Raw genomic sequence first — 25,303 nt, 5'->3', positions numbered from 1 at the left:
GCGGCCGGGCCGTATGTGAACGATCTTCGCATCGAACCCGCTCCGGCGTCCGGGAGATGGGCGCGGGTGCACCCACCCGGTCCGTCCCGGTGGGCGGAAGTCGGTGGCGGGCCACCGGCCGGTCGTGCTTGGCTCCCCGGCATGACCGATCTGCACATACGGGCCGCGGTGCCGGCCGATGCCGAGACCGTGCTCGCCTTCTGGAAGGAAGCGGCGGAGGGCACGTCGATCACGGACGACGCGGACGGAGTGACCCGGCTCGTCACCCGCGATCCCGAGGCGCTGATCCTCGCGGAGCGCGACGGGGTCCTGGTCGGGTCCGTGATCGCCGGCTGGGACGGCTGGCGGGCGTCCCTGTACCGGCTCGCCGTACTCCCGTCCCGCCGGCGTCAGGGGATCGCCACGGCGCTCCTGGAAGCGGCCGAACGGCGCTTCGTCGCCGTCGGGGGCCGCCGCGGTGACGCGATGGTCCTCGAAGCGAACGAGCGCGCGCAGCGGGCCTGGGCCGCGGCCGGCTACCACCGTGAGGACCACTGGCGGCGCTGGGTCAAGCCGCTGGTGGAGACGGCGTGACACCCCGCACGGGCGTCGGAACCCGTGTCGCAGCCCTGCTCCTCGCCGCCGGAGTGATCGCGCTGACCGGCTGCGGCACGAGGACCGCGGGGGCCGGGGACCCGGAGGAGCCTCCGGCGCCGACCGTGACCCCCTCCGTGGACTACGCGGCCCAGGCGGCGGCCGCGGTCGCGCGCCACGACAAGCTGTTCCCCGCGATCGCGGCGCGGTGCGCGGACGTGGGGGAGGCCGGAGCGAGCCCCGGGGCCACGGCGGGAGAACTGCCCGCGGATCCCGAGGCACGCAAGTACGCGGAGAACCACGCCTTCAAACAGCAGGCGCCGCTCACCCCCGGGGCCCGGTGCCGGGGGGACGCGCACGCCGCACGGATCAAGGCGGCGGTGACGGGCGGCTCCGGCGGGAAGGCCGCGCCGCGCACGGCGGAGGAGGTCCGCGCGGTCCTGACCGAGCTGGGGTACGGGTTCGACGGCGGGGGTGTCTACGGAACCGGGTCGGTGAACGTCTCCTTCGTCCTGTCGGTCCCCGAGAGCGGCCCGTGCGTGACGGGCCGACTGGGTCCGCCGGTGACCGTGGAGGCCCACGGCATGTACGTCGAGGGCGGCTGCCTGGAGCCCCGCGGAGGCCACTGACCCGGCGGGGCGACCGGCCCCGTGGATGTGACTGGCCCCGGGAGGCCGCTGCCGCCGCTGAGGGGGTTGTCCCTGGGTCGAAGGGGCCCTCTCATGTCGTGTTGGCGTCGGACCCCGCGCTGTGCCTGGCCAGGGCGAGTACTCCGGCGCAGATCAGGGACAGGCCCAGCAGCTGGGGCAGCAGCCACCAGTGGGTCCGCAGGTGTTCCTCGTACAGGAGCACCCCCAGCGCGACGCTGACGCCCGCGTCGCCGAGCGTCAGCGCGGGCTGGGAGGCGACGAGCGGGCCGCCCTGCATCGCGTGTTCGAGGAGCAGGAGGGCGCAGATGCCGGTCGCGGCGAAGCCGTAGGTCTCCCAGGTGTGCAGGAAGGCGCCGATGCCGCCTTCGTCGAGTACGTGCACGGCCGACTTCATCAGCGCGGCGGTCAGCGCGTAGCAGACGGCGGTGGCCGCGCCGAGGCATCCGGCCCGCATCCGGCCGGGCCGCTGCCGCAGGCCGGCCACGCCGAGCACCGCCACGGCCGCGGCGCACGCCGCCAGGGCCATCACCCACCGGTCGGCCGGGACGTCCGTACGGTTGCCCGTCGGCGAGGCGGCCACCAGCACGATCCCGAGTCCGGCCACCACCGCGCCCACGGCGAGCCACAACGGCCCCGGCATCCGGGTCCGCGTCACCAGCGAGGCGATCAGGAGGGCGAGCGGCAGCTCCAGGACGAACAGGGGCTGTACGAGGGCCAGCGGGCCCGTGGCCAGCGCCACCGCCTGCCCGGCGCCGGCTGCGATCACGGCCAGGATCCCGCCGATCCACAGCGGTTGCCGCAGCAGGTCGAGCACCAGCCCGAAGCGGAAGCCCTCGCTCTGCGGCACGATGAGCGCCGCCCGCCGCTGGAGCACGGTCGCGAGCGCGTTGCTGAGCGCCGCGAACAGCGCGAAGAGGACCGGCACGAGGAAGCCCACCCCCCGATCCTCATCCGCCCCGCCGCGCCTGCCCACCACGACACCGCCGGGTGACCGCGCGGCACCGGTCGTTCCCCCGTCCGGCCCCACGGGACGGGGCGGCGGGGCGCCGTACGGAGCCCCGCCGCCCGGGGGTCAGCCCGCGGGCGCCGACCAGGTGCCGTGGAGGGGGGCGCCGAGCCAGGCCGGCGCCGAGGTGCGGAACGCGGCCGGCGGGAGGGTGCCCGCGCCGGCTGGGACCGCGCCCAGGAGGGGGAGTGCGGAGACCGAGGGCAGGTCGGCCAGGTTGCAGCGGGACGCCAGGTCCGGTTCGGCCGGCCAGCTGCCGATCACCACGCCCGGGGAGGTGAGGCCGCGGGACCGCAGGGCTTCGGCCGTCAGGGCGGTGGAGTTGAGCGTGCCGAGGCCCGCCGGAGCCACGATCAGCACCGGAGCGCCGAGCAGGCGGGCCGCGTCCGCCAGGGTGTGGCCGGCCTCGTCGAAGCGGACCAGGAGGCCGCCCGCGCCCTCGACCAGGACCAGGTCGTGGGAGAGGGCGAGCTCGCGGGCCGCCTCCGCGATCCGCTCCGGGGACACCGTCGGGAGACCCGCGCGCCGGGCCGCCGTGTCCGGGGCCAACGGCTCCGGGTAGCGGGCCAGCTCCCTCGTGGTGACGGCGGAGCCCGCCAGCCGGCCGACCTCCGCCGCGTCTCCGGGCTCGTCCGGGCCGACGCCCGTCTGGGCCGGTTTCAGCACGGCCACCGAGAGGCCCGCCGCGAGGGCGGCAGCCGCGACGGCCGAGGTGACGACCGTCTTGCCGATCTCGGTGCCCGTCCCCGAGACCATCAGCACCGCCATGTCAGGCCTCCTTCGCGGCCGCGACCACGGCCCGGCAGATGCGGGCCACGTCGGCGTCGCCCGTGACGAACGGCGGCATCGTGTAGATCAGGTCCCGGAACGGGCGCAGCCAGACGCCCTCCCGGACCGCCGCCGCCGTGGCGCGGGCCATGTCGACGGGGTGGTCGAGCTGGATGACGCCGATCGCGCCCAGGACCCGTACCTCCCGTACGCCCGGCAGGTCCGCGGCCGGGGCCAGGCCCTCCAGCAGGCCCGCCTCGATGCGCTTGACCTCGCCCTGCCAGTCCTGGCCGAGCAGCAGGTCGATGGAGGCCAGGGCCACCGCGGTGGCCAGCGGGTTGCCCATGAAGGTCGGCCCGTGGGCCAGGACCGGCACCTCGCCCTGCGAGATCCCGTCCGCGACCCGCTCCGTGCAGAGCGTCGCGGCCAGGGTGAGGTAACCGCCGGTCAGCGCCTTGCCCAGGCACATCACGTCCGGGGTGATCCCGGCGTGGTCGGCCGCGAACAGTGCGCCCGTGCGGCCGAAGCCCGTGGCGATCTCGTCCAGGATCAGCAGCACGTCGAACTCGTCGCACAGCTCCCGCAGCACCCGGACGTAGCCCGGGTTGTGGAACTGCATGCCGCCCGCGCCCTGGACCACCGGCTCCACGATCACGGCCGCCAGTTCGTCCCGGTGCGCGGCGAACAGGGAGCGCAGGTGGGCGACGTAGGACTCGTCCACGGGAGCGGAGAAGCCGCTCGGCGGGGCCTCCGCGAAGAGCTGGCGCGGGAGGATGCCCGACCACAGCTCGTGCATGCCGCCCTCGGGATCGCAGACGGCCATCGGCTGCCAGGTGTCCCCGTGGTAGCCGCCGCGCCAGGTGAGCAGGCGGCTCTTCCCGGGGCGCCCCACCGAACGCCAGTACTGGAGGCACATCTTCACCGCGACCTCGACCGAGACCGAGCCCGAGTCGGCGAGGAAGACGTGCTCCAGGCCGGCCGGGGTGAGCTCGACGAGCTTGGCGGCCAGCCGGACGGCGGGCTCGTGGGTGAGCCCGCCGAACATCACGTGCGACATCCGGCCGAGCTGGCCGGTCACGGCCTCGTTCAGCGCCGGGTGGTTGTACCCGTGGATGGCCGACCACCAGGAGGACATGCCGTCGACCAGCTCGTCGTGCCCCTGCGAGGGCTCGGCCAGCCGCAGCCGGACCCCCGAGGCGGAGGCGATGACGAGCGGCTCCTGGCGTCCGGGCATGGGGCCGTACGGGTGCCAGACGTGCTGCCGGTCCAGCGCGAGCAGTTCGCGGGCCGGCAGCGCGTCGGGCGAGTGCTGCGCGTGGTGCTGGTCAGGCATTGGGCGCGAGGTCCGTTCCCGCACCGCGGCGGCGCACCGCCACCAGACCGGGCCGGACCTCGCCCGCTTCCGCCTGAGCCGGTACGGGTCCCTCGGCCGGAGCGGCGACGGAGGCCGCCACGGAGGCCGCTACGGGGGCCTCGTGCCCGGCGTGTCCCGAGCAGCCGCCGCACGCCGAACCGCAGCCGGGCCCGTCCGTGCCGGCGGAGGAGCCGCAGAGCGAGGCGCCGGAGGCCGAGGCACCGGAGGCCTTCGAACCACAGCCCCCGCCGGCCGCCGCCGCGACGTCGGAGCGGTGTGCGGGAAGGGTCGTCGTACCGGCGCCCTCCACCTCGAAACCGGCGTCCGCGATCATGTCGAGGTCGGCCTGTCCGGCCTGGCCCTCACTGGTGAGGTAGTCGCCCAGGAAGATCGAGTTCGCGATGTGCAGCGCCAGCGGCTGCAGGGTGCGCAGGTGCACCTCGCGGCCGCCCGCGATGCGGACCTCGACGTCGGGGCAGACGAAGCGGACCATCGCGAGGATGCGCAGGGCGCGCTGCGGGGTGAGGTTCCACTCCTTGGCGAGCGGGGTGCCCTCGAAGGGGATCAGGAAGTTGACCGGGACCGAGTCGCTGTCGAGCTCGCGCAGCGCGTAGACGACGTCGACGAGGTCCTCGTCGCTCTCGCCCATGCCCGCGATCAGGCCCGAGCAGGCCGACAGGCCGGCGGCGTGCGCCTTCTGTACCGTGTCGACCCGGTCCGCGTAGGTGTGGGTCTTGGTGATCTGGCCGTAGGTGGCCTCGGAGGTGTTCAGGTTGTGGTTGTAGGCATCCGCCCCCGCGTCCTTCAGGCGCTCGGCCTGGCCGTCCGACAGCAGACCGAGGCAGGCGCACACCTCGACGCCCTCGTTCTGCTCCTTGATGGCCGCGATCGTCTTGCCGACACGCTCCACGTCGCGGTCCGTCGGACCGCGCCCGCTCGCCACCAGACAGACCCGCTTGGCCCCGCCGGCGACGCCCGCGGCCGCGGCCTGGGAGGCCTCGTCGGGCTTCAGCCACGTGTACTTGAGGATCTCGGCCTTCGATCCCAGCCGCTGGGAACAGTACGAGCAGTCCTCGGGGCAGAGCCCCGACTTCAGGTTGACCAGGTAGTTCAGCTTGACCCGGCGTCCGAACCACTGTCGGCGCACCTTGCCGGCCGCGGCCACCACGTCGAGCAGTTCGTCGTCAGAGGTCGCCAGCACGGCGAGTGCCTCTTCGCGGGTCGGCAGCTCACGCCGCAGCCCCTTGTCCACGAGGGTGTTCAGCAGGTCCATGCTGTCGATCCTGTCCCACCCGGGCACTCCCGGCCAAGGAGAGATCGAACAACATGGCCGGAAGAGAGTGTGTGTATCGCCACACCTGACGCAGGGGTCACGTGCGGTTAGGGTCGGGCAGGTCTGTGGACTGCCGACAAAAACTCGAGGACCGTCGATGCCGCACCAGCACACCCCCGCCCCCGTGGACGTCTTCTCCTGGATCGACGAAGCGGAGCGGGCCAGGGAGCAGGCCGGACTCGTCCGGACGCTGCGTCCGCGCCCGGCGTCCTCCCCGCTCCTCGACCTCGCGAGCAACGACTACCTCGGGCTGTCCCGGCACCCGGAGACCGTACGGGGCGCGCGCGAGGCGGCCGAGCGCTGGGGCGCGGGGGCCACCGGATCGCGGCTGGTCACCGGCACCACCGAACTGCACGCCGAGCTGGAGCGGGAGCTCGCCGCCTTCTGCGGGTTCGAGGCGGCGCTGGTGCTCTCCTCCGGATACGCGGCCAACCTGGCCGCCGTCACCGCGCTCAGCGACCGGGGCACCCTGGTGGTCTCCGACGCGGGCAACCACGCCTCGATCGTGGACGGCTGCCGGCTGTCGCGCGCCGAGACCGCCGTCGTCCCGCACTCCGATCCGGAGGCCGCCCGCAAGACCCTTGCCGCCCACCGGGGGCGGGCGCTGCTGGTCACCGACTCGGTGTTCTCGGTCGACGGGGACGCCGCCCCGCTCGCGGCCCACGCCGAGGCCTGCCGGGCCGAGGGTGCGGCCCTGCTCGTGGACGACGCGCACGGCCTCGGGGTGCTGGGCGAGGGCGGCCGCGGGGCGCTGCACGCCGCCGGGCTCGCGGGGGCTCCCGGGGTGGTCGCGACGCTGACGCTCTCGAAGTCCCTGGGCAGCCAGGGCGGGGCGGTGCTCGGCCCGGCCAAGGTGATCCGGCACCTGGTCAACACGGCGCGGACCTTCATCTTCGACACCGGGCTGGCCCCGGCCGCGACGGGCGCCGCGCTGGCCGCCCTGCGCCTGCTGGAGCGGGAACCGGAGCGCGCGGACCGTGCCCGCGAGGTGGCCGCCGAACTGTACGGGCGGCTCACCGCGTCCGGCCTGACCGCGGCCCGGCCGGACGCGGCCGTGGTGTCGGTACGGGCCCCGTCGGCTTCGGCGGCACTGCGCTGGGCCGCCGACTGCCGCGAGGCAGGTCTGTCCGTGGGCTGCTTCCGGCCGCCGTCGGTGCCGGACGGCATCTCCCGGCTGCGACTGACCGCGCGGGCGGATCTCACGGGGGTGGAGATCGGCCGTGCGGTGGAGACGATCCTGGGGACCGCTCCGGCCGGAGCCACGGACCTCTAGACGGAGCCGTTACGGGTGCTCCCGCATGGCCACGCCCTGCCGTGCCCGGCAGGCCCGGCTTGTGGCCCGGCCCGCACCGTGCCTACGTCTCCAGATCCGCACGAACGGAGACGAGGAAGCCGTCCCAGGCCGGCCCGGTGAAGAGCACGGCCGGGCCGTCCGTCCGCTTGGAGTCGCGGACGGCGAGCAGACCGCCGCCGAGGGCGGCCGTTTCCACGCAGTTGTTCATTCCGGTGCTGCGGCTGCTTCGCCGCCACCGCGCGCTGTTCAGAAGTCCGCCTGTGGATAAGGGGGTTGCGGACACGGAGGTGCCTCCTTACGCGTCGTCAGCGAGGGCGCTGATGAGATCCGACGAATCGCGGGGCGGGAGGGCGTGCGCCTGGATGGTGCGGAACGCGGCGCTGTACGCCTCAAGGTCTTCCTTCCGCTCCAGATAGAGGCTACTCGTCAAATGGTCGAGTACCACCACATCCAGATCGGCGATGTTCGGAAATGAGAAGATGACGAACGGTCCGGTGAGGCCGAGATGTCCCCCCACGCTGAACGGCAGTACCTGAAGCCGCACTTGGGGCAAACGCGCCACCTCCACCAGGTGCCTCAACTGTTCCTCCATCACCCCCGCCCCGCCGATCGTGCGCCGCAGCACCGCCTCGTCCAGCACCGCGCTCAGCTCCAGCGGCGGATCGGCCCGCAGTACCGACTGACGTGTCAGCCGTACGTCGACCAGCGCGTCCACCTTCGGCTCCGGCAGCCCGCCCAGCGCGGCCCGGGTCACGGCCCGCGCGTACTCCGGGGTCTGCAGCAGCCCCGGCACCACGGACAGCTCGACGGTGCGGGCCGACCGGGCACCCGCCTCCAGGCTGATGAAGTCCCGGTACTCCTGCGGCAGCAGCCCCCGGTAGTCGTGCCACCACTGGCGGCCGCGCCCGGTGTCGGCGTCCGGGGCGGGGCCCGCCGCCGAGGCCGAGAGCGCCTCCAGCAGGGCGCGCTGCTGCGCGCTCACGACGTCTTCCCCGTACACGTCCAGCAGCAGCCGGATGTCCTCCACCTTGACGCCGCTGCGCCCCGTCTCGATACGACTGATCTTCGACTGGTGCCAACCCGCCAGCCGGGCCGCCTCACCGCTGGTGAGTCCGGTCCGGTCACGAAGGGCACGCAGTTCCTCGCCGAGCTTGCGTCGGCGCACCGCGGGACCATGCTGCACACCCGCCTCCTTCCACCGGCACAGCTCGCACCAGTCTGCCGTCCAAATACGCTCTTCCGTAGCAGAGTTCACCGCATTGAGCGACAGATATATGCATATCTTGAGGGATCGGCGGAAACGACGGGACGATGGGTGGCACTCTGGCGTCCAGCACAGATCCGGGACGGCTTCGCCCCGGTGGGAAAGGGACCGTCGCCATGGCAGATCATCAGGAAGCATCCGTCACTCTGCCGAGCGATCCCGCCTCGGTCGCGGCCGCCCGCCGCTACGTCGCGGACGTGCTGGGCGAGTGGGGACTGTCCGAGGGGACCGACGCCGCCGACAGCATCCGGCTCATCGTCTCGGAACTGGCCACCAACTCCGTGCAGCACACCTTCGGCCAGTCACCGACCTTCACCGTGGACATCCGCCTGGAGCGCGAGGAATGGCTGCGCATCGGGGTCACCGACAGCCACCCGCGCTGGCCCAAGCGGCTCCCGGCCGCCGTCCAGCAGGACAACGGCCGGGGGATGGTCATCATCCGCTGGCTCGCCGCGGAGGCGGGCGGGCGGCTCTCGGTCAGCCCGACCGAGGACGGCGGCAAGACCGTGTGGATCGCCCTGCCCTGGGTGTCGGCCGGCGCCACGGCGAGGACCGCCACCGGCTGCTGACGGGCCGGGGAGCCACGGCGTCAGGACCCGGCGCGCTCCGCGGCACTGCGCTCTATGCACAGCTCGTTGCCCTCCGGGTCCGCCAGCACGACCCAGCCGGTGCCGTCCTGCCGGCGCTGGTCGGACACCAGTTTCGCGCCGACCCCGAGCAGCCGCTCCACGTTCTCGTCGCGGGTGCCGGTGGTCGGCTGGATGTCCAAGTGGACCCGGTTCTTGCCGGAGTTGCCCTCCGGCACCTGGATGAACAGCAGTCCGGTCACTCCCGGCTGCCCCGGGACCAGCGAGATCTCGGGGTCGTCCGCCAGGTCGTCCGGGTGAATGGGCCAGCCGGTCACCTCGGACCAGAACTGCGCCAGCGCGTACGGCTCCTGCGCGTGGAAGGTGATGTGGTGGACGGGGTTCGCGAACATGCAGCTCCTCGTGGCTGGTTCCGTATACGGAACCGGGCTGTGCGATGCCCGGAGTTGAACCAGGTACCTGCCCGAAACGTGGGTTAACTCAGTGGAAAAGCGCGGCCCTTAGCGTAACGGCCACGTTCCTTCCGCCAATGGTCACCCATGGGCCGGTAAAGCGGCGGTGGGCGGGACGGAAAGCCTTGCCCTGTGTGGGGCAAGACACGCTTGGCTCGGATATGCGCAGGTCAACAGAGTGTTGACGGCCCATAGGGCCGGCTCGTCGCGATGTTGATCATGTCCCGGAAGCTTGGTGATTGCTGTGCAGCTGACCCCCCACGAGCAGGAGAGACTGCTCATCCACGTGGCCGCCGACGTGGCCGAGAGACGCAGGGCGCGGGGCGTGCTCCTCAACCATCCCGAGGCGATAGCCCTGATCACCGCACACATCCTCGAAGGAGCCCGCGACGGCCGGACGGTGGCCGAGCTCATGGCCTCCGGGCGGACCGTGCTCTCCCGCGAGGAGGTCATGGAGGGGATACCCGAGATGATCCACGACGTCCAGGTCGAGGCGACCTTCCCGGACGGCACCAAGCTCGTCACCGTCCACGACCCCATCGTCGACAGGCGGGTATCCGCATGATCCCCGGTGAAATCGCCTACGGGGACGGCCCGGTGCGCCTCAACGAAGGCCGGCCCGTCACCCGGATCACCGTGCTCAACGCCGCCGACCGGCCCGTCCAGGTCGGCTCGCACTACCACTTCGCCGAGGCCAACCCCGGCCTCGACTTCGACCGCCGCGCCGCCCGCGGGCTGCGCCTCGACATCGCCGCCGGCACCGCGGTCCGCTTCGAGCCGGGCATCCCGGTCGCCGTGAGCCTCGTACCGCTGGCCGGACTGCGGACCGTGCCGGGACTGCGCGGGGAGACAGGAGGGCCGCTCGATGGCTGAGATATCGCGCCAGGTCTACGCCGACCTCTTCGGGCCCACCACGGGCGACCGCATCCGCCTCGCCGACACCGACCTCTTCGTCGAGATCGAGCAGGACCTCGGCGGCGGCCCCGGCCGGGCCGGTGACGAGGCCGTCTTCGGCGGCGGCAAGGTCATCCGCGAATCCATGGGCCAGGCCCGCACCACCCGCGCGGAGGGGGCCGCCGACACCGTCATCACCGGGGTGGTGATCCTCGACCACTGGGGCATCGTCAAGGCCGACGTCGGCATCCGCGACGGCCGGATCTGCGGCATCGGCAAGGCCGGCAACCCCGACACCATGGACGGCGTCGACCGTGCGCTGGTGATCGGCCCCGAGACCGAGATCATCGCGGGCAACGGGAAGATCCTCACCGCGGGCGCCGTCGACGCCCACGTCCACTTCATCTCCCCGACCGTGATCGAGGAGGCCCTCGCCTCCGGCATCACCACCCTGGTCGGCGGTGGCACCGGCCCCGCGGAGGGCACCAAGGCCACCACCGTCACCCCCGGACCCTGGCACCTGGCCCGGATGTTCGCCGCACTGGAGGCCTACCCCGTCAACATCGGCCTCCTCGGCAAGGGGAACACCATGTCCCGCGAGGGCATGTACTCCCAACTGCGCGGCGGAGCGCTCGGCTTCAAGCTCCACGAGGACTGGGGATCCACCCCGGCCGTCATCGACGCCTGCCTCACCGTCTGCGAGGAGACCGGCGCCCAGGCCGCCATCCACACCGACACCCTCAACGAGGCCGGGTTCGTCGCCGACACCCTCGCCGCCATCGGCGGACGGACCATCCACTCATACCACACCGAAGGCGCGGGCGGCGGGCACGCACCCGACATCATCACCGTGGTCTCCGAGCCGAACATCCTGCCCAGCTCCACCAACCCGACCCGGCCGCACACCGTCAACACCGTCGAGGAACACCTCGACATGCTGATGGTCTGCCACCACCTCAACCCCGCCGTCCCCGAGGACCTGGCCTTCGCCGAGTCCCGGATCCGGCCCTCCACCATCGCCGCCGAGGACGTCCTGCACGACCTCGGAGCCATCTCGATCATCTCCTCCGACTCCCAGGCCATGGGCCGCGTCGGCGAGGTGATCCTGCGGACCTGGCAGACCGCCCACGTGATGAAGAAGCGGCGCGGCTCCCTGCCCGGCGACGGACCCGCCGACAACCACCGGGCCCGGCGCTACGTCGCCAAGTACACGATCAACCCCGCCGTCGCCCAGGGCCTGGCCCGCGACATCGGCTCCGTCGAGACCGGCAAACTCGCCGACCTGGTGCTGTGGAAACCCGCCTTCTTCGGGGTCAAGCCCGAACTGGTCATCAAGGGGGGCCAGATCGCCTACGCGCAGATGGGCGACGCCAACGCCTCCATCCCCACCCCGCAGCCGGTCCTGCCGCGCCCCATGTTCGGGGCCTACGGACGGGCCCCCGGGCTCAACTCCGTCAACTTCACCGCCCAGGCGGCCCTCGACGACGCACTGCCCGAACGGCTCCGACTCACAAAGGAGTTCGTCGCCATCGAGAGCACCCGCAAGGTGACCAAGGCGGACATGCGCAACAACGACGCCATGCCGAGGGTGGAAGTCGACGCCGACACCTTCACCGTCACCATCGACGGCGAGGTGGTGGAACCGGCCCCGGCGGCGGAACTCCCCATGGCCCAGCGCTACTTCCTCTTCTGATGGGAATCCCGAAGGAGATCCCGAGGGGAAGGGGCCTCGTCCGATGAGCCTCGCCACCCTGCTCGTCCTGGCCGACGGCCGCTTCCCCGCCGGAGGGCACGCCCACTCCGGCGGGGCCGAGGCAGCCTGCAAGGCGGGCCGGATCCACGACGCCGACACCCTGGCGGAGTTCTGCCGGGGCCGGCTGCACACCGCCGGGCTCGTCGCTGCCGGGCTCGCCGCGGCGGCCGCCCTCGGCATCGACCCGGCGGCCCTCGACGAAGCCGCCGACGCCCGGACCCCGTCGCCCGCGCTGCGCGCCGCCGCCCGGCGGCTCGGGCGCCAGCTGATGCGGGCCGCCCGCGCCACCTGGCCCGGCGCGGAACTGGACGCGCTGGCCGCCGCGTTCCCGCGCGGGGCGCACCAGCCCGTGGTCCTCGGCGTCACCGCCCGGTCGGCGGGGCTCGGGCCGCTGGACGCCGCGCACGTGGCGGCGTACGAGAGCGTGAGCGGGCCGGCCACCGCCACCGTGCGGCTGCTCGGCCTGGACCCCTTCGAGGCGAGCCGGGTCCTGGCCGGGCTCGCCCCCGAGCTGGACTCCGTGTCCCGGCGCGCGGAGCGGGCCGCGCTGCGGGCCCGCACCGACGGTACGCACACCCTGCCCGCGGCCTCCTCGCCGCTGCTGGACATCGCGGCGCAGGCCCATGCCGACTGGCCGGTACGCCTGTTCGCCTCCTGATTCACCCGGCTTCCTGATCCACCCCGCACCGTGCGCCGCAGGCCCCGCCCCGCCCCGCGCCGCACACCCCGCACCCCCTGCCTCAGCTCAAGGAGACCCCCATGCACCTCGACCCCTCCCTCGGCGGTGTGACCTTCCCGCACCGCCACACCCACAGCGCCGAGCCGCTGCGGGGGGACGGGACCCGCCGGGCCCTGCGCATCGGCCTCGGCGGGCCCGTCGGCTCCGGGAAGACCGCCACCGTCGCCGCCCTCTGCCGGGCCCTGCGCGCGGAGCTGTCCATGGCCGTGGTCACCAACGACATCTACACCCGCGAGGACGCCGAGTTCCTGCTCCGCGAAGCCGTCCTGCCGCCCGAGCGGATCAGCGCGGTGGAGACCGGCGCCTGCCCCCACACCGCCATCCGCGACGACATCTCCGCCAACCTGGAAGCCGTGGAGGAGCTGGAGGAGGCCTTCCACGGGCACGGACGGCTCGACCTGATCCTCGTCGAGTCCGGCGGCGACAACCTGACCGCCACCTTCTCCCGGGGCCTCGTCGACGCCCAGATCTTCGTCATCGACGTGGCCGGCGGCGACGACATCCCGCGCAAGGGCGGCCCCGGCGTCACCACCGCCGACCTGCTCGTCGTCAACAAGACCGACCTCGCCCCCCACGTCGGCTCGGACCTGGGCCGGATGGCCCGCGACGCCGCCGCACAGCGCGGCGAACTGCCCGTCGCCTTCCAGTCCCTGCGCGGCGAGGAGGGCGTGGCCCCGGTGGCCGCCTGGGTGCGCGAGCGGATCGCCGCCTGGACCGCCCGGTGAGCCCTACGGCGATCCCCGAAGCCCTCCCCACGGCGACGGGTGTGCCCGCCCGCCCTCCGGCCGGACTGCGCGCCACCGCCCGGATCGGCGCCGCCGCCGACGGGCGGGGCTCCACCGCCCTGCCGCTGCTGGCCGGAGAGGGGCCGCTCGCGCTGCGCCGCACCCGGGGCGGACCCGGCGAGGCGGGCGTCATGCTGGTCGGCGCCATGAGCGCCCCCCTGGGCGGCGACCACCTGACGATCGAGGCCACCGCCGGAGCGGGCGCCCGGCTGGTGCTCCGCTCGGCGGCGGCCACCCTGGCCCTGCCCGGCCGGCACGGGGAACCCGCGCGGTACGACGTACGGCTCCGGCTCGGGGGCGGGGCGGCGGTGCGCTGGCTGCCGGAGCCCCTCGTCTCGGTGCGCGGCAGCGACCTGCGGGTCCGAACCCGAGCCGAACTCGCCCCCACCGCCCGGCTCCTGCTGCGCGAGGAGCAGGTGCTCGGCCGCACCGGGGAGGCTCCGGGCCTGCTGCGCGCCCGGCTCACCGTGAACCGGGGCGGGCGCCCGCTGCTGGACCAGGAGCTGGCCTGCGGACCCGGCGCGCCCGGCGGCTGGGACGGCCCGGCGGGGCTCGCGGGTCACCGGGCGCTGGGGCAGCTGCTGGTCGTGGACCCGGAGTTCGCCAAGGCCCCGCCGCAGGCCGGGATGCTGGGGGAGTTCGCGGCGCTCACCCCGCTGGCGGGTCCGGCCGTCCTGGTCACGGCCCTGGCCCCGGACGCACTGCGGCTCCGCGAACTGCTCGACTCCGCCTGCGCCGCCTACGGTTGGTGAGCCCGGGCGGCCGCCGCGGCCGGCGGCCACGGGACCCGGGACCTGGGACCTGGGACGAACCGGGCACCGCTCAGCGGTACACCCATTTCCGGATATCGGGTTGGCAAAGAACCGCCCCGTGCTCTGTCGCCCGCTCCCGATCAGGCGGAAGTATCCCCTGCACATGCCGACGCACGTCCACTCCGGCACGAACTACGCCGCCCAAGGCGGCAGATGACGCAGGGGGAACAATCACGTGATACGCAACGCGGTGCTGGGGAGCGCCGCCACTCTGGTCACCGGCACACTGGCGGCGAGCCTGCTGCTCGCACCGTCGGCTTCGGCCACCTCGACGTTCTCGTCCGGCCCCTCCGGCCGCGACAACCCGATCGCCGAGGCGTTCGGCACCCAGATCGCGGCCGCCCGCGCGGCCCGCGCCGGGATCGACTGGAAGGACTGTCCGCCCGACTGGGGCTTCGCGGCGCCCATCCAGTGCGGCTTCGTGAAGGTCCCGCTCGACTACAGCAAGCCCTTCGGCAAGACGATCGAGCTCGCCGTCGACCGCGCCGTCAGCACCGGCACCAAGGAAGAGCGCCAGGGCGCGCTCGTCTACAACCCCGGCGGCCCCGGCGGCTCGGGCATGCGCTTCCCCCGCCGCATCACCACCAAGAGCCCGCTGTGGGTCAACACCGCCAAGGCGTACGACTTTGTGGGCTTCGACCCGCGCGGCGTCGGCCACTCCGCGCCGATCTCCTGCATCGACCCGCAGGAGTACGTCAAGGCCCCCAAGGCCGACCCGGTGCCGGACAGCAAGGCCGACAAGGACGCCCAGCGGGGGCTCGCCGAGGAGTACGCGGACGGCTGCAAGGAGCGCAGCGGCGAGATGCTGCCGTTCATGACCACGCCGAACGTGGCGCGCGACCTGGACGTCATCCGTGCCGCCCTCGGCGAGAAGAAGCTGAACTTCCTCGGCGTCTCCTACGGCACCTACATCGCCGGGGTCTACGCGACCCTGTTCCCGACGCACGTGCGCCGCATGATCGCGGACAGCGTGGTCGACCCGTCCCGCGACAACATCTGGTACGAGGCCAACCTCGGCCAGGACGTCGCCTTCCAGATGCGCTGGAACGACTGGGAGGACTGGGTCGCCAAGAACGACGCCTCCTTCCACCTCGGCACCACCCGCGCCGAGGTCGAGGCCAAGTGGCTGGAGCTGCGCGCCAAGGCCAAGGCGAATCCGCTCGGCGGGATCGTCGGCCCGGCCGAGCTCATCGGCTTCTTCCAGAGCGCCCCGTACTACGACTCCTCCTGGGTGCCCGTCGCCCAGACCTGGGCCGCGTACGCCGCCGGTGACGAGCAGGCGCTGATCGACGCCATCGCCCCCGACATGAGCGACATCCAGGGCAACGCCTCGGCGGAGAACGGCAACGCGGTCTACACCGCCGTCGAGTGCGCCGACGCCAAGTGGCCCACCAGCTGGTCCAAGTGGGACCGGGACAACACCAAGCTGCACGCCCAGTACCCCTTCATGACCTGGGCCAACGCGTGGATGAACCTGCCCTGCGCCACCTGGAAGTCCAAGCAGCACCACGCGATCGAGGTCGGCGTCGGCGCGCACCGCGGGCTGCCGCCCGTGCTGATCGTCCAGGCCGAACGGGACGCGGCCACGCCGTACAAGGGCGGGGTCTCGCTGAACCAGCGGCTCGCCGGCTCGCGGCTGATCACCGAGAAGGGCGCCGGCTCGCACGGTGTCACCAACCTGGTGAACCCCTGCATCAACACCCGGGTGGACACCTACCTGCTCACCGGCAAGGTGGACGACCGGAACGTGACGTGCGACCCGCACGCCACCCCGGTGGCCCCGGCCCCCGTCGCCGCCAAGCTGCTCGCCCCGGCCCCGGCCGCCGACCAGCGCGCGATCGACGAACTCCCGGCCGTCCGCTAGCCGGACCGGGCGGGAACGGTTCCGCATGACACGGGAGGGGGCTCAGCGCGTCCTGCGCCGGGCCTTCTTCCGTGCCTGCTCCTCCTCCGCCTTGACCTCGGCGGCGTACCGGTCCACGTACTCCTGGCCGGACAGGGCGAGGACCTCGTACATGATCTCGTCGGTGATGGCCCGCAGCACGGCCCGCTCGCCCTCCATGCCCGCGTACCGGGAGAAGTCCAGCGGCCGGCCGAAGCGGATCGTGACCCGGCGGATCTTGGGGAGCTTCTGTCCGGGCGGCTGGATCTCGAAGGTCCCGACCATCGCGCACGGGACGACGGGCACCGCGGCGCCCAGCGCCATCGCCGCCACCCCGACCTTGCCCTTGTACAGCCGTCCGTCGTGCGAGCGGGTGCCCTCCGGGTAGATGCCGAGCAGTTCGCCCTTGGACAGCACCCCGAGCCCCTCGCGGAGCGCGGCCTGACCGGCGTCCTTGCCGGAGCGGTCGACCGGGATCTGGCCGGCGCTGCGGAAGAAGGCGGCGGTGAGCCGTCCCTTCACGCCCGGTCCGGTGAAGTACTCGGCCTTGGCGAGGAAGGTGATGCGCCGCTTGAGGATCGCGGGCATCAGGAAGTGGTCGGAGAAGGACAGGTGGTTGCCCGCGACGATCGCGGCCCCGTCCTCAGGGATGTTCTCCAGTCCTTCGATGCGGGGCCGGAACAGGAGCCGCAGCAGCGGTCCCAGGATCACGTGCTTGAGCAAGTGGTAGAACACCAGGCGGCTCCCGTCGACGTCCCTTGGTCACGGACATCCTACGGACGGCTCACCAGAGGGTGGAGGGTGCGGCTACTCAGGTACCTACTCAGGTAGCTGCTCAGGCACCGCCCGAGGCAGCCATTCCCGCGGTCAGCAGCCCCAGCACGACCCAGCCGAACCACAGCCAGCCGTTGCTTCCGAGGGCCACGGAATACGTGGCGATCGCCACCAGAGAGGCGAAGGTCATCACTGCCATAGCCTTCACGGATCCGGTCATGCCCCATGGTGGCGCCTCAAGGCGGTCCGGCGCTACTGGCCACGCGCTTGGAGTGAGGCGAGATACGAGTTGTAGGCCGCCAGCTCCTGGTCCCCGTTGCGGTCCTCGGAGCGGTCGGAGCGCTTCGCGGCCCGCTGTTCCGAGTGGTACCACTGGTAGACCAGCGCGATCAGCACCAGCACCGAGGGGATCTCGCTGAAGGCCCAGGCGATGCCGCCGCCCCACTGCTGGTCGAGCAGCGGGTCGATGCCGAGGGAGGCGGGCGGGTTCGCGTACGTCTTGATCATCGGCTCGCTGCCCATCATCAGCGCGATGCCGAAGAAGGCGTGGAAGGGCATTCCGGCGAACAGCTCCAGCATCCGCATCACGTAGCCGGGGCGGTGCGGGCCCGGGTCCACACCCATGATCGGCCAGAAGAAGACGAGGCCGACGGCGAGGAAGTGCACCATCATCGCGATGTGGCCGGTCTTCGACCCCATCAGGAAGTCGAAGAGCGGGGTGAAGTACAGCCCGTAGAGGCTGGCGATGAACATCGGGATGGTGAACACCGGATGGGTGATCACCTTCATGTACCGGCTGTGCAGGAGCATCAGCAGCAGCTCGCGCGGCCCCTTGTGACCGCGGGCCGCCGGCGGCAGCGCGCGCAGCGCCAGCGTCACGGGCGCGCCCAGCAGCAGCAGGATCGGGCTGAGCATGCTGATCACCATGTGCTGGACCATGTGCACGCTGAACATGACCATGCCGTAGTCGTTCAGCTTGGTGCACATCACCAGGGCCACGCTCAGCACGCCGATGGTGAAGGCGACCGTCCGCCCGACCGGCCAGGAGTCCCCGCGCCGGCGCAGCCGCAGCACGCCCCACCCGTACAGCGCGAGGCCGAGGAGCGAGCCGATGAGGAAGAAGGCGTCGAAGGAGAACTCCAGCCCGCGCCCGAGGGTGAAGGGCGGCAGGTCCATGTCGTGCATGTCCATGCCGTCGTGCGCGAGGTAACTCAATCTCTTCACTCCCTTGACCCGTGGTGCCCCACCACAGTAATGCCGCCCCCGGACGGGAAATCGTCCGGGGGCGCCCATTACAGGAGTGACACGTAGAAGGGGGGAAAGATCACAGAACGTTCTGCGCCTCGGCGTAGCGCTCGGCCGGGACCGTCTTCAGGGTCTGGACGGCCTCGTCGAGCGGGACCATCACGATGTCCGTGCCGCGCAGCGCCGTGAGCATCCCGAACTCGCCCCGGTGGGCCGCCTCCACCGCGTGCCAGCCGAAGCGGGTCGCGAGGACGCGGTCGTAGGCGGTGGGGGTGCCGCCGCGCTGGACGTGGCCGAGGATGACCGGCCGGGCCTCCTTGCCGAGGCGGTCCTCCAGCTCGACGGCGAGGCGGTTGCCGATGCCGGCGAACCGCTCGTGGCCGTACATGTCGGTGCCGCCCTCCTCCAGGGCCATCGAGCTGCCCTCGGCGGGCTTGGCGCCCTCGGCGACCACGACGATCGCGAAGCGCTTGCCCTGCTCGAAGCGCTCGCCGACGATCGCCGTCAGCTCCTCGATGTCGAAGGGGCGCTCCGGCACGACGATCGCGTGCGCGCCGGCCGCCATGCCCGAGTGCAGGGCGATCCAGCCGGTGTGACGGCCCATGACCTCCACGACCATCACGCGCTGGTGGGACTCCGCGGTGGTCTTCAGCCGGTCCAGCGCCTCGGTGGCCACGCCGACGGCGGTGTCGAAGCCGAAGGTGACGTCGGTGGAGGCGATGTCGTTGTCGATCGTCTTGGGGACGCCCACGATCGGCAGGCCGCCCTGCGAGAGCAGGTTCGCGGCCTTCAGGGTGCCTTCGCCGCCTATCGGGATGATGGCGTCCAGGCCGAGGTCGGCGACGTGGCCGCGGGCCCGCTCCACGCCGTCGCGCAGATGGGCGGGCTGGACCCGGGAGGAGCCCAGAATCGTTCCGCCACGGGCCAGGATGCCGCTGACGGCGTCCAGATCGAGCTTGCGGTAGTCGCACTCCAGGAGGCCGCGCCAGCCGTCGTGGAAACCGATGACCTCGTCCCCGTGGTCGACGACGGCGCGGTGCACGACGGAGCGGATGACGGCGTTGAGCCCGGGGCAGTCGCCTCCGGAAGTGAGCACACCTATGCGCATGGCAGGGAGGACCTTTGCAACGTGGGCCGACGACCGGACCACGTCGTCCGGTTGGAACTACCCAGCACCCTACAAGCGGATCGAGGGTGGACTGAACCATCCTCCACATGCTGGTCAGATCAGTCGTACGAAAACACGTCGGCCCGGATCCCACCAGGGGAATCCGGGCCGGACAACGGGTGCCGAGAGGGCTACGCGGGCTGCGTGGCCGCCGCGATGCGCTCGGCGCGCAGCGCCTCGTACCAGCGGTCGTCGATGGGCGGCAGCGCGTTCACGTCGAGGGCCAGCTTCAGCAGCAGGTCCGCGATCTGCGGGTTGCGCGCCATCACGGGACCGTGCATGTACGTGCCGAACACCGTGTCGTTGTACGCGCCTTCGGTGCCGTCGCCGGTGCCGTTGCCCCGGCCCTTCGTGACCCGCGCGAAGGGCCTGGCCGTCGGGCCGAGGTGCGTGACGCCCTGGTGGTTCTCGAAGCCGGTCAGCTGCGGCAGCCCGAGCCGCGGGTCGATGTCGCCCAGCACGTCACCGACGCACCGCTCGCCCTCGCCGCGCACGGTCACCACGTCCAGCAGGCCGAGGCCCTGCTGGCGCTCGCCGACGTCGTTGACGAACTCCTGGCCCAGGATCTGGTACCCGGCGCAGACGGAGAAGACGATCGCCCCGTTCGAGACGGCGCGCTCCAGACCGCCGTCGCGCACCAGGCGCTCCGCGGCCAGCCGCTGCGGCCGGTCCTCGCCGCCGCCGATCAGGTAGATGTCGCCCGAGGTCGGGATCGGCTGGTCGCTGCGCACGTCCACGCGCTGTACGTCCAGGCCGCGCCGGCGGGCCCGGCGCTCGACGACCAGGGCGTTGCCCTGGTCTCCGTACGTGCTGAGCAGGTCGGGGTAGACCCACACCAGACGCAGGCTGTTGTCGCTCATGCTCTTGTCCTTATGGGTACTAGTTGCCGACGCGGCGGCGCACGTCCTGGAAGGCGGTGTAGTTGGCGATCAGCTCGATCTGCCCGGGCGGCGCCAGCTGCACGGCCTCGTCGAGGGTCTCGCACACGCGGAAGTCCAGGCCCGCGACTTCCAGACGGACCGCGAGGTCCAGCTTGCGGTCGCCGATCACGAAGATCGGGTGGCCGGCCAGGCGCGGGTAGTCCACGTCCCACAGCCAGGAGGTGTCGGTGCCGTCCGCGCCGCGCGCGTTCACCGACAGGATCACCGGGGTCGGCGGCGGGTCGATCAGGGAGAAGGTCTCCAGCCAGCCGGCCGGGTTCTTCGCGAGCAGCAGGCGCAGTTCGCGGCCCTGGAAGCTCACCACGTCGTAGCGTCCGGCGACGGCCTGCACCTGGTACATCCGCTCCAGCGCCACCTGCGGCGGGACGCCGAAGACGGCCGCGACCGCGGCCGAGATGGCGGCGTTCGCCTTGTTGGCGCGGCCCGGGAGCTGGAGGCTGATCGGCCAGGCGCTGCCGTGCGGGTCGAGCACGTGGTCGCCGGAGAGCACCCAGCTCGGGGTGGGACGCCGGAAACCGCACTCGCCGCAGAACCAGTCGTCGCCCGGACGCTGCATGACGCCACCGCAGGAGGGGCACGACCAGGCGTCGTCCTTCCACTCCTGGCCGGCGGCGACCCAGACCACGTTCGAGGAGGAGGAGGCGGCCCACACGATCAGCGGGTCGTCGCAGTTCGCGACGACGACCGCCTTGGAACCCGAGAGGCCCTCGCGCCACTTCTCCGCGAGCATGCGGGTCTCGGCGGCGCGGTCCAGCTGGTCGCGGGAGAGGTTCAGCAGGGCGATCACCTTGGGGGTGACGTCCCGGGCCACTCCGGCCAGGTACTTCTCGTCCACCTCGATGACGCCGTAGCGGGCGTCCGAGCCGCCCGCCAGGGCGGAGGTGATGCCCGCGGGCATGTTGGCGCCCAGTGCGTTCGAGACGACCGGGCCGCTGGCCCGCAGGGCCTCCGCGATGAGCCGGGTCGTCGTGGTCTTGCCGTTCGTCGCCGAGACGAGGACGACGTCGAGATGCTGCGCCAGCGCGCCGAGGAGATCGGGGTCGAGCTTGAGCGCGACCTTGCCTCCGATCACCGATCCGCTTCCGCGTCCCGCGGCCCGCGACACCGCCGCTGCGGCCTTGCCCGCCGTCACGGCCAGCTTGGCCCGCGGCGAAAGCGGCTCCGTGTTGCCTGCCATCGTCCCTTGTCCTCCTTGCGTCGGTCGCCCCCAGCCTATCCATGACCTGCCCGCGCCCCGACCGCGGCGCCCCCGGTCTGCCGAAGATCTCCTCATATAGTCGCCCGTCGTACCCTTACCGCCATGCGACAGCGCCCCCTCCCCGGTACCTCCGGCATCGTCCGCACCATGAGCCTGCTGGGCGACCCGGTGCTCCATTCCGCTTGTGCGGAGGTCACCGAGTTCGGACCGGCCCTCGACCGGCTCATCGAGGACATGTTCGCGACGATGTACGCCGCCCAGGGCGTCGGCCTCGCCGCGAACCAGATCGGCGTCGGGCAGCGGGTGTTCGTATACGACTGCCCCGACGACGAGGACGTCCGGCACGTCGGGCACATCGTCAACCCGCGCCTGGTGTCGGCCGACGGGGACGAGTACCTGGGGCCCGAGGGCTGCCTGTCCCTGCCGGGGCTGGAGGCGGGGACGCTCCGCTACGACAGCGCGGTGGTGGAGGGGGTCACGTCGGACGGCGCGGCCGTGCGGGTGGCCGGGACCGGGTTCTTCGCGCGGTGCCTGCAGCACGAGTGCGATCACCTGGCCGGTGTGGTGTACGCGGACCGGGTGACGGGGCTGCGGGCCCGGCGCCTGCGGCGGGCGATCCGCAAGACGGACTGGGGCGCGGCTGCGCTGCGCGACTAGCTTGCGGTGGGCCCGGGCTGTTTCAGCCCCGCCGGCGTTTGAGGCGCGGGTCCGGGGCGGCGCCCCGGGAACCCCGGCTCCGCCGGGCGCCGGGCTCTGCCCGGACCCGCGCCTCAAACGCCGGCGGGGCTGGATTTGGCCCGGCGGCGCCGGACGTGCCCGGGCGGGCCGGGTGGTCCCGGGGGCTGGACGCGCCCCCGGCGGGGTCGAGTGGGGTCCCGGCGGCCCGCTTCGGTCAGAAGCCCGGGCCGTCCGCTCGGTTGCCGGCTGTGGCCAGGCGGCCCCATAGGAGGTCGGTGAGGGCGCTGACGAGTTCCTTGCGGTCGCAGGGGCGTTCGCCGAGCCACCAGTCGCCCGCCGCGTGCATCATGCCGACGATGCCGTGGCCCCAGACCCGGGCCAGGCGTTCGCCGCCGGGGCCCAGGTCCACGCGTTCGCCGATCACCTGGGCCAGTTCCTCGCCGAGGCGGCGCAGCAGCGGGGCCGAGTGCAGGCCGACGTCGAAGCCGCGTTCGGGGGCCTGGGAGTCCTCGGCCGGGTGCATGAGGAAGCGGTAGACCTGGGGACGGGCCTCGATCGCGGCAAGATAGGTGTCGAGGGTGGCCTCGACCCGGCTGCGCCGTTCGGCGGGGGCGTCCAGTGCCGCGCGCAGCGAGTCGAGCAGGGCGTCGGTGTGCCGGACGGCCAGGGCCTGGTAGAGGCCCGCCTTGTCGCCGAAGTGGCGGTAGAGGATGGGCTTGGTGATCCCGGCCTCCGCCGCGATGGCGTTCATGGACGCTTTGGGGCCGTCCCTGAGGACGACCCGGTCGGCGGCCTCCAGCAGCTCCCGCCGCCGGCGCTCGCCCGCTCCCGGCTCGCCGGACTGCCGTGTGGTCTCCATGCCGTGTCACTCCCCGCCCTTGCGATGTCCTTCAGGCCCACGCAACGTAACACCCCGCACACCCTGGTGATCTCATCGGCGGTCCGTCATCGCCGCTGCTTGACAGTGCTTACCGGCCGGTAACAGACTGGAGTCGGAGTGAGGGTTACCGTTGGTAACTGCCGCTGGTAACTACTGTGCAGAGAAAGCTGGAGGGGACATGGCGGAGTTCACCATGGAGCTCAACGACGACCAGAAGCAGGTACGGGACTGGATCCACGGCTTCGCCGCCGACGTGATCCGCCCCGCCGCCGCGGAATGGGACGAGCGCGAAGAGACTCCGTGGCCCGTCATCCAGGAGGCCGCCAAGGTCGGCATCTACTCCCTCGACTTCTACGCCCAGCAGTTCTTCGACCCCACCGGCCTCGGCATCCCGATGGCCATGGAGGAGCTGTTCTGGGGCGACGCGGGCATCGCGCTGTCCATCGTCGGCACCGGGCTCGCCGCCATCGGCGTCGTCGCCAACGGCACCGAGGAGCAGATCGGCACCTGGATCCCCCAGATGTACGGCACCCCGGACGACGTGAAGGTCGCCGCCTTCTGCTCCTCCGAGCCCGACGCCGGCTCCGACGTGGGCGCGATGCGCACCCGCGCCGTCTACGACCAGGCCGCGGACGAGTGGGTGCTGAACGGCACCAAGACCTGGGCGACCAACGGCGGCATCGCCAACGTCCACATCGTGGTGGCCGTGGTCGACCCGGAGCTGGGGACCAAGGGGCACGCCTCCTTCATCGTGCCGCCGAACACCCCGGGCCTGTCCCAGGGGCAGAAGTTCAAGAAGCACGGCATCCGCGCCTCGCACACCGCCGAGGTGGTGCTGGAGGACGTACGGATCCCCGGTTCCTGCCTGCTCGGCGGCAAGGAGAAGCTGGACGAGCGGCTCGCGCGGGCCCGTGAGCGGGCCAGGGCGGGCGGCGGCGAGCGCGTGAAGAACGCGGCCATGGCCACCTTCGAGGCCTCCCGCCCCGCCGTCGGCGCCATGGCGGTCGGCACGGCGCGCGCCGCGTACGAGGTGGCGCTGGACTACGCGAAGACCCGTACGCAGTTCGGCCGGCCGATCATCGACAACCAGGGCATCGCCTTCCAGCTCGCGGACATGCGGACCTCCATCGACGCGGCCCGGCTGCTGGTGTGGCGGGCTTCCTGGATGGCGGTCGCGGGCAAGCCCTTCACCTCGGCCGAGGGCTCGATGTCCAAGCTGTTCGCGAGCGAGACCGCGAAGAAGGTCACCGCGCAGGCGATCCAGATCCTCGGCGGCAACGGTTTCACCCGCGAGTACCCGGTGGAGCGCATGCACCGCGACAGCGCGATCTACACCATCTTCGAGGGGACGAGCGAGATCCAGCGGCTGGTGATCGCGCGCACGCTCTCGGGCATGCCGATCCGCTAGCGCGGGGCTCGGGCGGGGAAGGGGCCGGGGGCCGCCTCAGGGCGGCCCCCGGCCCCTTCGCGTGCCGGTGGCGCCCTCAGGGGCGCAGGAGGGCCTTCAGGGCGCGGGTGAAGAGGAGGCGCGCCGCCGCCGCGACCAGGGGGTCGAACGGGCGGCCCAGGCCGCGTACGCGCAGTTCCTCGCGCCATTCGGCCTCGCAGCCGCCCGCGGGCGAGGGGCGGAGCTCGATCTCCGCCCGGCCCCGCACCACACGGCCGTGTTTGACGAGCCGGACCAGTCCCGCGGAGCCGCCCTGCGGGGGCTGCCAGAAGGTGACTTCCATCGGGTCGTCGAAGGTGACGCTCCCCACGCCCGTACGCATGGTGAAACGGCTTCCGGTGTGCGTGGGAGGCGGCGTTTCGATGATCGCCCGGGTGAGCGGGACGACGGCGGCGTGGTGTTCCCAGTCCGTCAGCCTCCTCCACGCCTCCCCGGTGTCGAGAAGTGTGCGGTGAATGATCCGGATAGCGGGCATGAGCGCATCGTAATCGGGCATACACACCCTGAACTGGGCGGCGAATATGGGTTCCGTCCGGGGGTGGCGATCAGCAATACTCACCGCCACCGTGGATCGCGGATTCGACCGGGTGACCACCGGCCTTCCCGCCCCACTCTGCGAGGAGGTGCGCCATGTGCTCCCACCAGCCCCCCTGCCCTACCGCCGACAGCGTCGACCACGACGCCGCACGCACCGTGGCCTTCCACCCCGAACAGGGCTGGAACCTGCTGTGCAACGGTGCCGTGGTCTTCGATGACACAGGTGAACTGCTCCCCGACGGCCGCACGGTGGAACCCCGCCGCCCGGCCCTGGTCTGAGCGAGGAGGC

Annotated in this window: 29 protein-coding genes; 14 read left to right on the top strand and 15 right to left on the bottom strand. The window is 72.4% G+C overall.

All coding sequences use genetic code 11. From position 1 onward, the window contains the following. Window positions 1–141 precede the first annotated feature (141 nt). Both ACODT5_RS23140 and ACODT5_RS23135 read left to right on the top strand, forming a co-directional pair. The gene (locus tag ACODT5_RS23140; protein WP_422521215.1) at window positions 142–573 is read left to right on the top strand and encodes a GNAT family N-acetyltransferase; all 432 of its coding nucleotides are present in this window, start codon (window positions 142–144) and stop codon (window positions 571–573) included. Beyond that, complete coding sequence (locus ACODT5_RS23135) at window positions 570–1,202, top strand: hypothetical protein (RefSeq protein WP_422521214.1); 633 nt, start codon at window positions 570–572, stop codon at window positions 1,200–1,202. Before ACODT5_RS23140 ends, ACODT5_RS23135 begins: the two co-directional genes overlap by 4 nt. A 91-nt stretch (window positions 1,203–1,293) precedes the next feature. Here ACODT5_RS23135 and ACODT5_RS23130 read toward each other — a convergent pair whose 3' ends face one another. The 4 genes from ACODT5_RS23130 to bioB form a co-directional block, all read right to left on the bottom strand. Further along, window positions 1,294–2,160 carry a DMT family transporter gene (locus ACODT5_RS23130; protein WP_422521213.1) on the bottom strand — a complete coding sequence of 289 codons (867 nt, stop codon included), beginning with the start codon at window positions 2,158–2,160 and terminating at the stop codon, window positions 1,294–1,296. 135 nt (window positions 2,161–2,295) lie between these two features. Further along, on the bottom strand, window positions 2,296–2,997 hold the full coding sequence (gene bioD, locus ACODT5_RS23125) for a dethiobiotin synthase (RefSeq protein WP_422521212.1): 702 nt from the start codon (window positions 2,995–2,997) through the stop codon (window positions 2,296–2,298). 1 nt (window position 2,998) lies between these two features. Then, a complete protein-coding gene (locus tag ACODT5_RS23120; RefSeq protein WP_422521211.1) occupies window positions 2,999–4,330 on the bottom strand; it encodes an adenosylmethionine--8-amino-7-oxononanoate transaminase in 1,332 nt (443 codons plus the stop codon). Then, window positions 4,323–5,624 (bottom strand): biotin synthase BioB, encoded by a 1,302-nt coding sequence (gene bioB / locus ACODT5_RS23115; protein ID WP_422521210.1) that lies wholly within the window; start codon window positions 5,622–5,624, stop codon window positions 4,323–4,325. The genes ACODT5_RS23120 and bioB overlap by 8 nt, the downstream gene beginning before the upstream one ends. Window positions 5,625–5,781: 157 nt before the next feature. Between bioB and ACODT5_RS23110 the strand changes: the two genes are divergently transcribed. Further along, window positions 5,782–6,957, top strand: a complete 1,176-nt coding sequence (locus tag ACODT5_RS23110; protein WP_422521209.1) for an 8-amino-7-oxononanoate synthase — start codon at window positions 5,782–5,784, stop codon at window positions 6,955–6,957. An 82-nt stretch (window positions 6,958–7,039) separates the two neighbouring features. Here ACODT5_RS23110 and ACODT5_RS23105 read toward each other — a convergent pair whose 3' ends face one another. Together ACODT5_RS23105 and ACODT5_RS23100 are read right to left on the bottom strand one after the other, a co-directional pair. Then, entirely contained in the window at window positions 7,040–7,261 is a 222-nt protein-coding gene (locus ACODT5_RS23105) for a DUF397 domain-containing protein (RefSeq protein WP_422521208.1), read from the bottom strand. Window positions 7,262–7,273: 12 nt separating this feature from the next. After that, window positions 7,274–8,161 (bottom strand): helix-turn-helix domain-containing protein, encoded by an 888-nt coding sequence (locus ACODT5_RS23100; RefSeq protein ID WP_422521207.1) that lies wholly within the window; start codon window positions 8,159–8,161, stop codon window positions 7,274–7,276. Between the two features lie 197 nt (window positions 8,162–8,358). On the opposite strand from ACODT5_RS23100, the gene ACODT5_RS23095 reads away from it, so the two are divergent. After that, window positions 8,359–8,811 (top strand): ATP-binding protein, encoded by a 453-nt coding sequence (locus ACODT5_RS23095; protein ID WP_422521206.1) that lies wholly within the window; start codon window positions 8,359–8,361, stop codon window positions 8,809–8,811. Between the two features lie 20 nt (window positions 8,812–8,831). Here ACODT5_RS23095 and ACODT5_RS23090 read toward each other — a convergent pair whose 3' ends face one another. Next, complete coding sequence (locus ACODT5_RS23090; protein WP_422521205.1) at window positions 8,832–9,221, bottom strand: VOC family protein; 390 nt, start codon at window positions 9,219–9,221, stop codon at window positions 8,832–8,834. Between the two features lie 304 nt (window positions 9,222–9,525). Here ACODT5_RS23090 and ACODT5_RS23085 point away from each other — a divergent pair, with 304 nt between their 5' ends. From ACODT5_RS23085 to ACODT5_RS23055, 7 genes are all read left to right on the top strand, one after another. Then, a complete protein-coding gene (locus ACODT5_RS23085; RefSeq protein WP_385371993.1) occupies window positions 9,526–9,846 on the top strand; it encodes an urease subunit gamma in 321 nt (106 codons plus the stop codon). Next, window positions 9,843–10,154: an urease subunit beta gene (locus ACODT5_RS23080; RefSeq protein ID WP_422521204.1), complete on the top strand. Its 312-nt coding sequence runs from the start codon at window positions 9,843–9,845 to the stop codon at window positions 10,152–10,154. Before ACODT5_RS23085 ends, ACODT5_RS23080 begins: the two co-directional genes overlap by 4 nt. After that, window positions 10,147–11,868 carry an urease subunit alpha gene (locus ACODT5_RS23075; RefSeq protein ID WP_422521203.1) on the top strand — a complete coding sequence of 574 codons (1,722 nt, stop codon included), beginning with the start codon at window positions 10,147–10,149 and terminating at the stop codon, window positions 11,866–11,868. Before ACODT5_RS23080 ends, ACODT5_RS23075 begins: the two co-directional genes overlap by 8 nt. A 43-nt stretch (window positions 11,869–11,911) precedes the next feature. Then, on the top strand, window positions 11,912–12,586 hold the full coding sequence (locus tag ACODT5_RS23070; protein WP_422521202.1) for an urease accessory protein UreF: 675 nt from the start codon (window positions 11,912–11,914) through the stop codon (window positions 12,584–12,586). 101 nt (window positions 12,587–12,687) lie between these two features. Further along, entirely contained in the window at window positions 12,688–13,392 is a 705-nt protein-coding gene (ureG, locus tag ACODT5_RS23065; RefSeq protein WP_422521201.1) for an urease accessory protein UreG, read from the top strand. 11 nt (window positions 13,393–13,403) lie between these two features. Then, entirely contained in the window at window positions 13,404–14,204 is an 801-nt protein-coding gene (locus ACODT5_RS23060) for an urease accessory protein UreD (RefSeq protein WP_422525006.1), read from the top strand. 235 nt (window positions 14,205–14,439) lie between these two features. After that, window positions 14,440–16,128, top strand: coding sequence for an alpha/beta hydrolase (locus ACODT5_RS23055; RefSeq protein WP_422521200.1), 1,689 nt, complete (start codon window positions 14,440–14,442; stop codon window positions 16,126–16,128). Window positions 16,129–16,170: 42 nt separating this feature from the next. Here the strand turns inward: ACODT5_RS23055 and ACODT5_RS23050 are convergent, their stop codons facing one another. The 6 genes from ACODT5_RS23050 to ACODT5_RS23025 form a co-directional block, all read right to left on the bottom strand. Next, window positions 16,171–16,881: a lysophospholipid acyltransferase family protein gene (locus ACODT5_RS23050; RefSeq protein ID WP_422521199.1), complete on the bottom strand. Its 711-nt coding sequence runs from the start codon at window positions 16,879–16,881 to the stop codon at window positions 16,171–16,173. A 100-nt stretch (window positions 16,882–16,981) separates the two neighbouring features. Next, entirely contained in the window at window positions 16,982–17,110 is a 129-nt protein-coding gene (locus ACODT5_RS23045; protein WP_422525274.1) for a hypothetical protein, read from the bottom strand. A gap of 62 nt (window positions 17,111–17,172) precedes the next feature. After that, entirely contained in the window at window positions 17,173–18,111 is a 939-nt protein-coding gene (locus ACODT5_RS23040) for a cytochrome c oxidase assembly protein (RefSeq protein ID WP_422525005.1), read from the bottom strand. 133 nt (window positions 18,112–18,244) lie between these two features. Next, window positions 18,245–19,273 carry a 6-phosphofructokinase gene (locus ACODT5_RS23035; protein WP_385371798.1) on the bottom strand — a complete coding sequence of 343 codons (1,029 nt, stop codon included), beginning with the start codon at window positions 19,271–19,273 and terminating at the stop codon, window positions 18,245–18,247. A 191-nt stretch (window positions 19,274–19,464) separates the two neighbouring features. Then, window positions 19,465–20,193 carry a type 1 glutamine amidotransferase gene (locus ACODT5_RS23030; protein WP_422521198.1) on the bottom strand — a complete coding sequence of 243 codons (729 nt, stop codon included), beginning with the start codon at window positions 20,191–20,193 and terminating at the stop codon, window positions 19,465–19,467. A 19-nt stretch (window positions 20,194–20,212) separates the two neighbouring features. Further along, a complete protein-coding gene (locus tag ACODT5_RS23025) occupies window positions 20,213–21,451 on the bottom strand; it encodes a Mur ligase family protein (RefSeq protein WP_422521197.1) in 1,239 nt (412 codons plus the stop codon). Between the two features lie 123 nt (window positions 21,452–21,574). Here ACODT5_RS23025 and def point away from each other — a divergent pair, with 123 nt between their 5' ends. Next, window positions 21,575–22,129: a peptide deformylase gene (def, locus tag ACODT5_RS23020; protein ID WP_422521196.1), complete on the top strand. Its 555-nt coding sequence runs from the start codon at window positions 21,575–21,577 to the stop codon at window positions 22,127–22,129. A gap of 235 nt (window positions 22,130–22,364) precedes the next feature. On the opposite strand, the gene ACODT5_RS23015 is transcribed toward def, so the two are convergent. Next, window positions 22,365–23,009, bottom strand: a complete 645-nt coding sequence (locus tag ACODT5_RS23015) for a TetR/AcrR family transcriptional regulator (protein ID WP_422521195.1) — start codon at window positions 23,007–23,009, stop codon at window positions 22,365–22,367. A gap of 199 nt (window positions 23,010–23,208) precedes the next feature. On the opposite strand from ACODT5_RS23015, the gene ACODT5_RS23010 reads away from it, so the two are divergent. Further along, window positions 23,209–24,438: an acyl-CoA dehydrogenase family protein gene (locus ACODT5_RS23010; RefSeq protein ID WP_422521194.1), complete on the top strand. Its 1,230-nt coding sequence runs from the start codon at window positions 23,209–23,211 to the stop codon at window positions 24,436–24,438. A 76-nt stretch (window positions 24,439–24,514) separates the two neighbouring features. Here ACODT5_RS23010 and ACODT5_RS23005 read toward each other — a convergent pair whose 3' ends face one another. Then, window positions 24,515–24,952 carry an SRPBCC family protein gene (locus ACODT5_RS23005; RefSeq protein ID WP_422521193.1) on the bottom strand — a complete coding sequence of 146 codons (438 nt, stop codon included), beginning with the start codon at window positions 24,950–24,952 and terminating at the stop codon, window positions 24,515–24,517. A 155-nt stretch (window positions 24,953–25,107) separates the two neighbouring features. Here ACODT5_RS23005 and ACODT5_RS23000 point away from each other — a divergent pair, with 155 nt between their 5' ends. Continuing rightward, window positions 25,108–25,293: a DUF5999 family protein gene (locus ACODT5_RS23000; RefSeq protein WP_243341733.1), complete on the top strand. Its 186-nt coding sequence runs from the start codon at window positions 25,108–25,110 to the stop codon at window positions 25,291–25,293. Window positions 25,294–25,303: the final 10 nt, after the last annotated feature.

This window comes from Streptomyces tatrensis (assembly GCF_049310065.1).
Taxonomy (GTDB): Bacteria; Actinomycetota; Actinomycetes; order Streptomycetales; family Streptomycetaceae; genus Streptomyces.
Note: the sequence above shows the minus strand (reverse complement) of the source record. Positions and strands in the feature narration are given on the sequence as shown.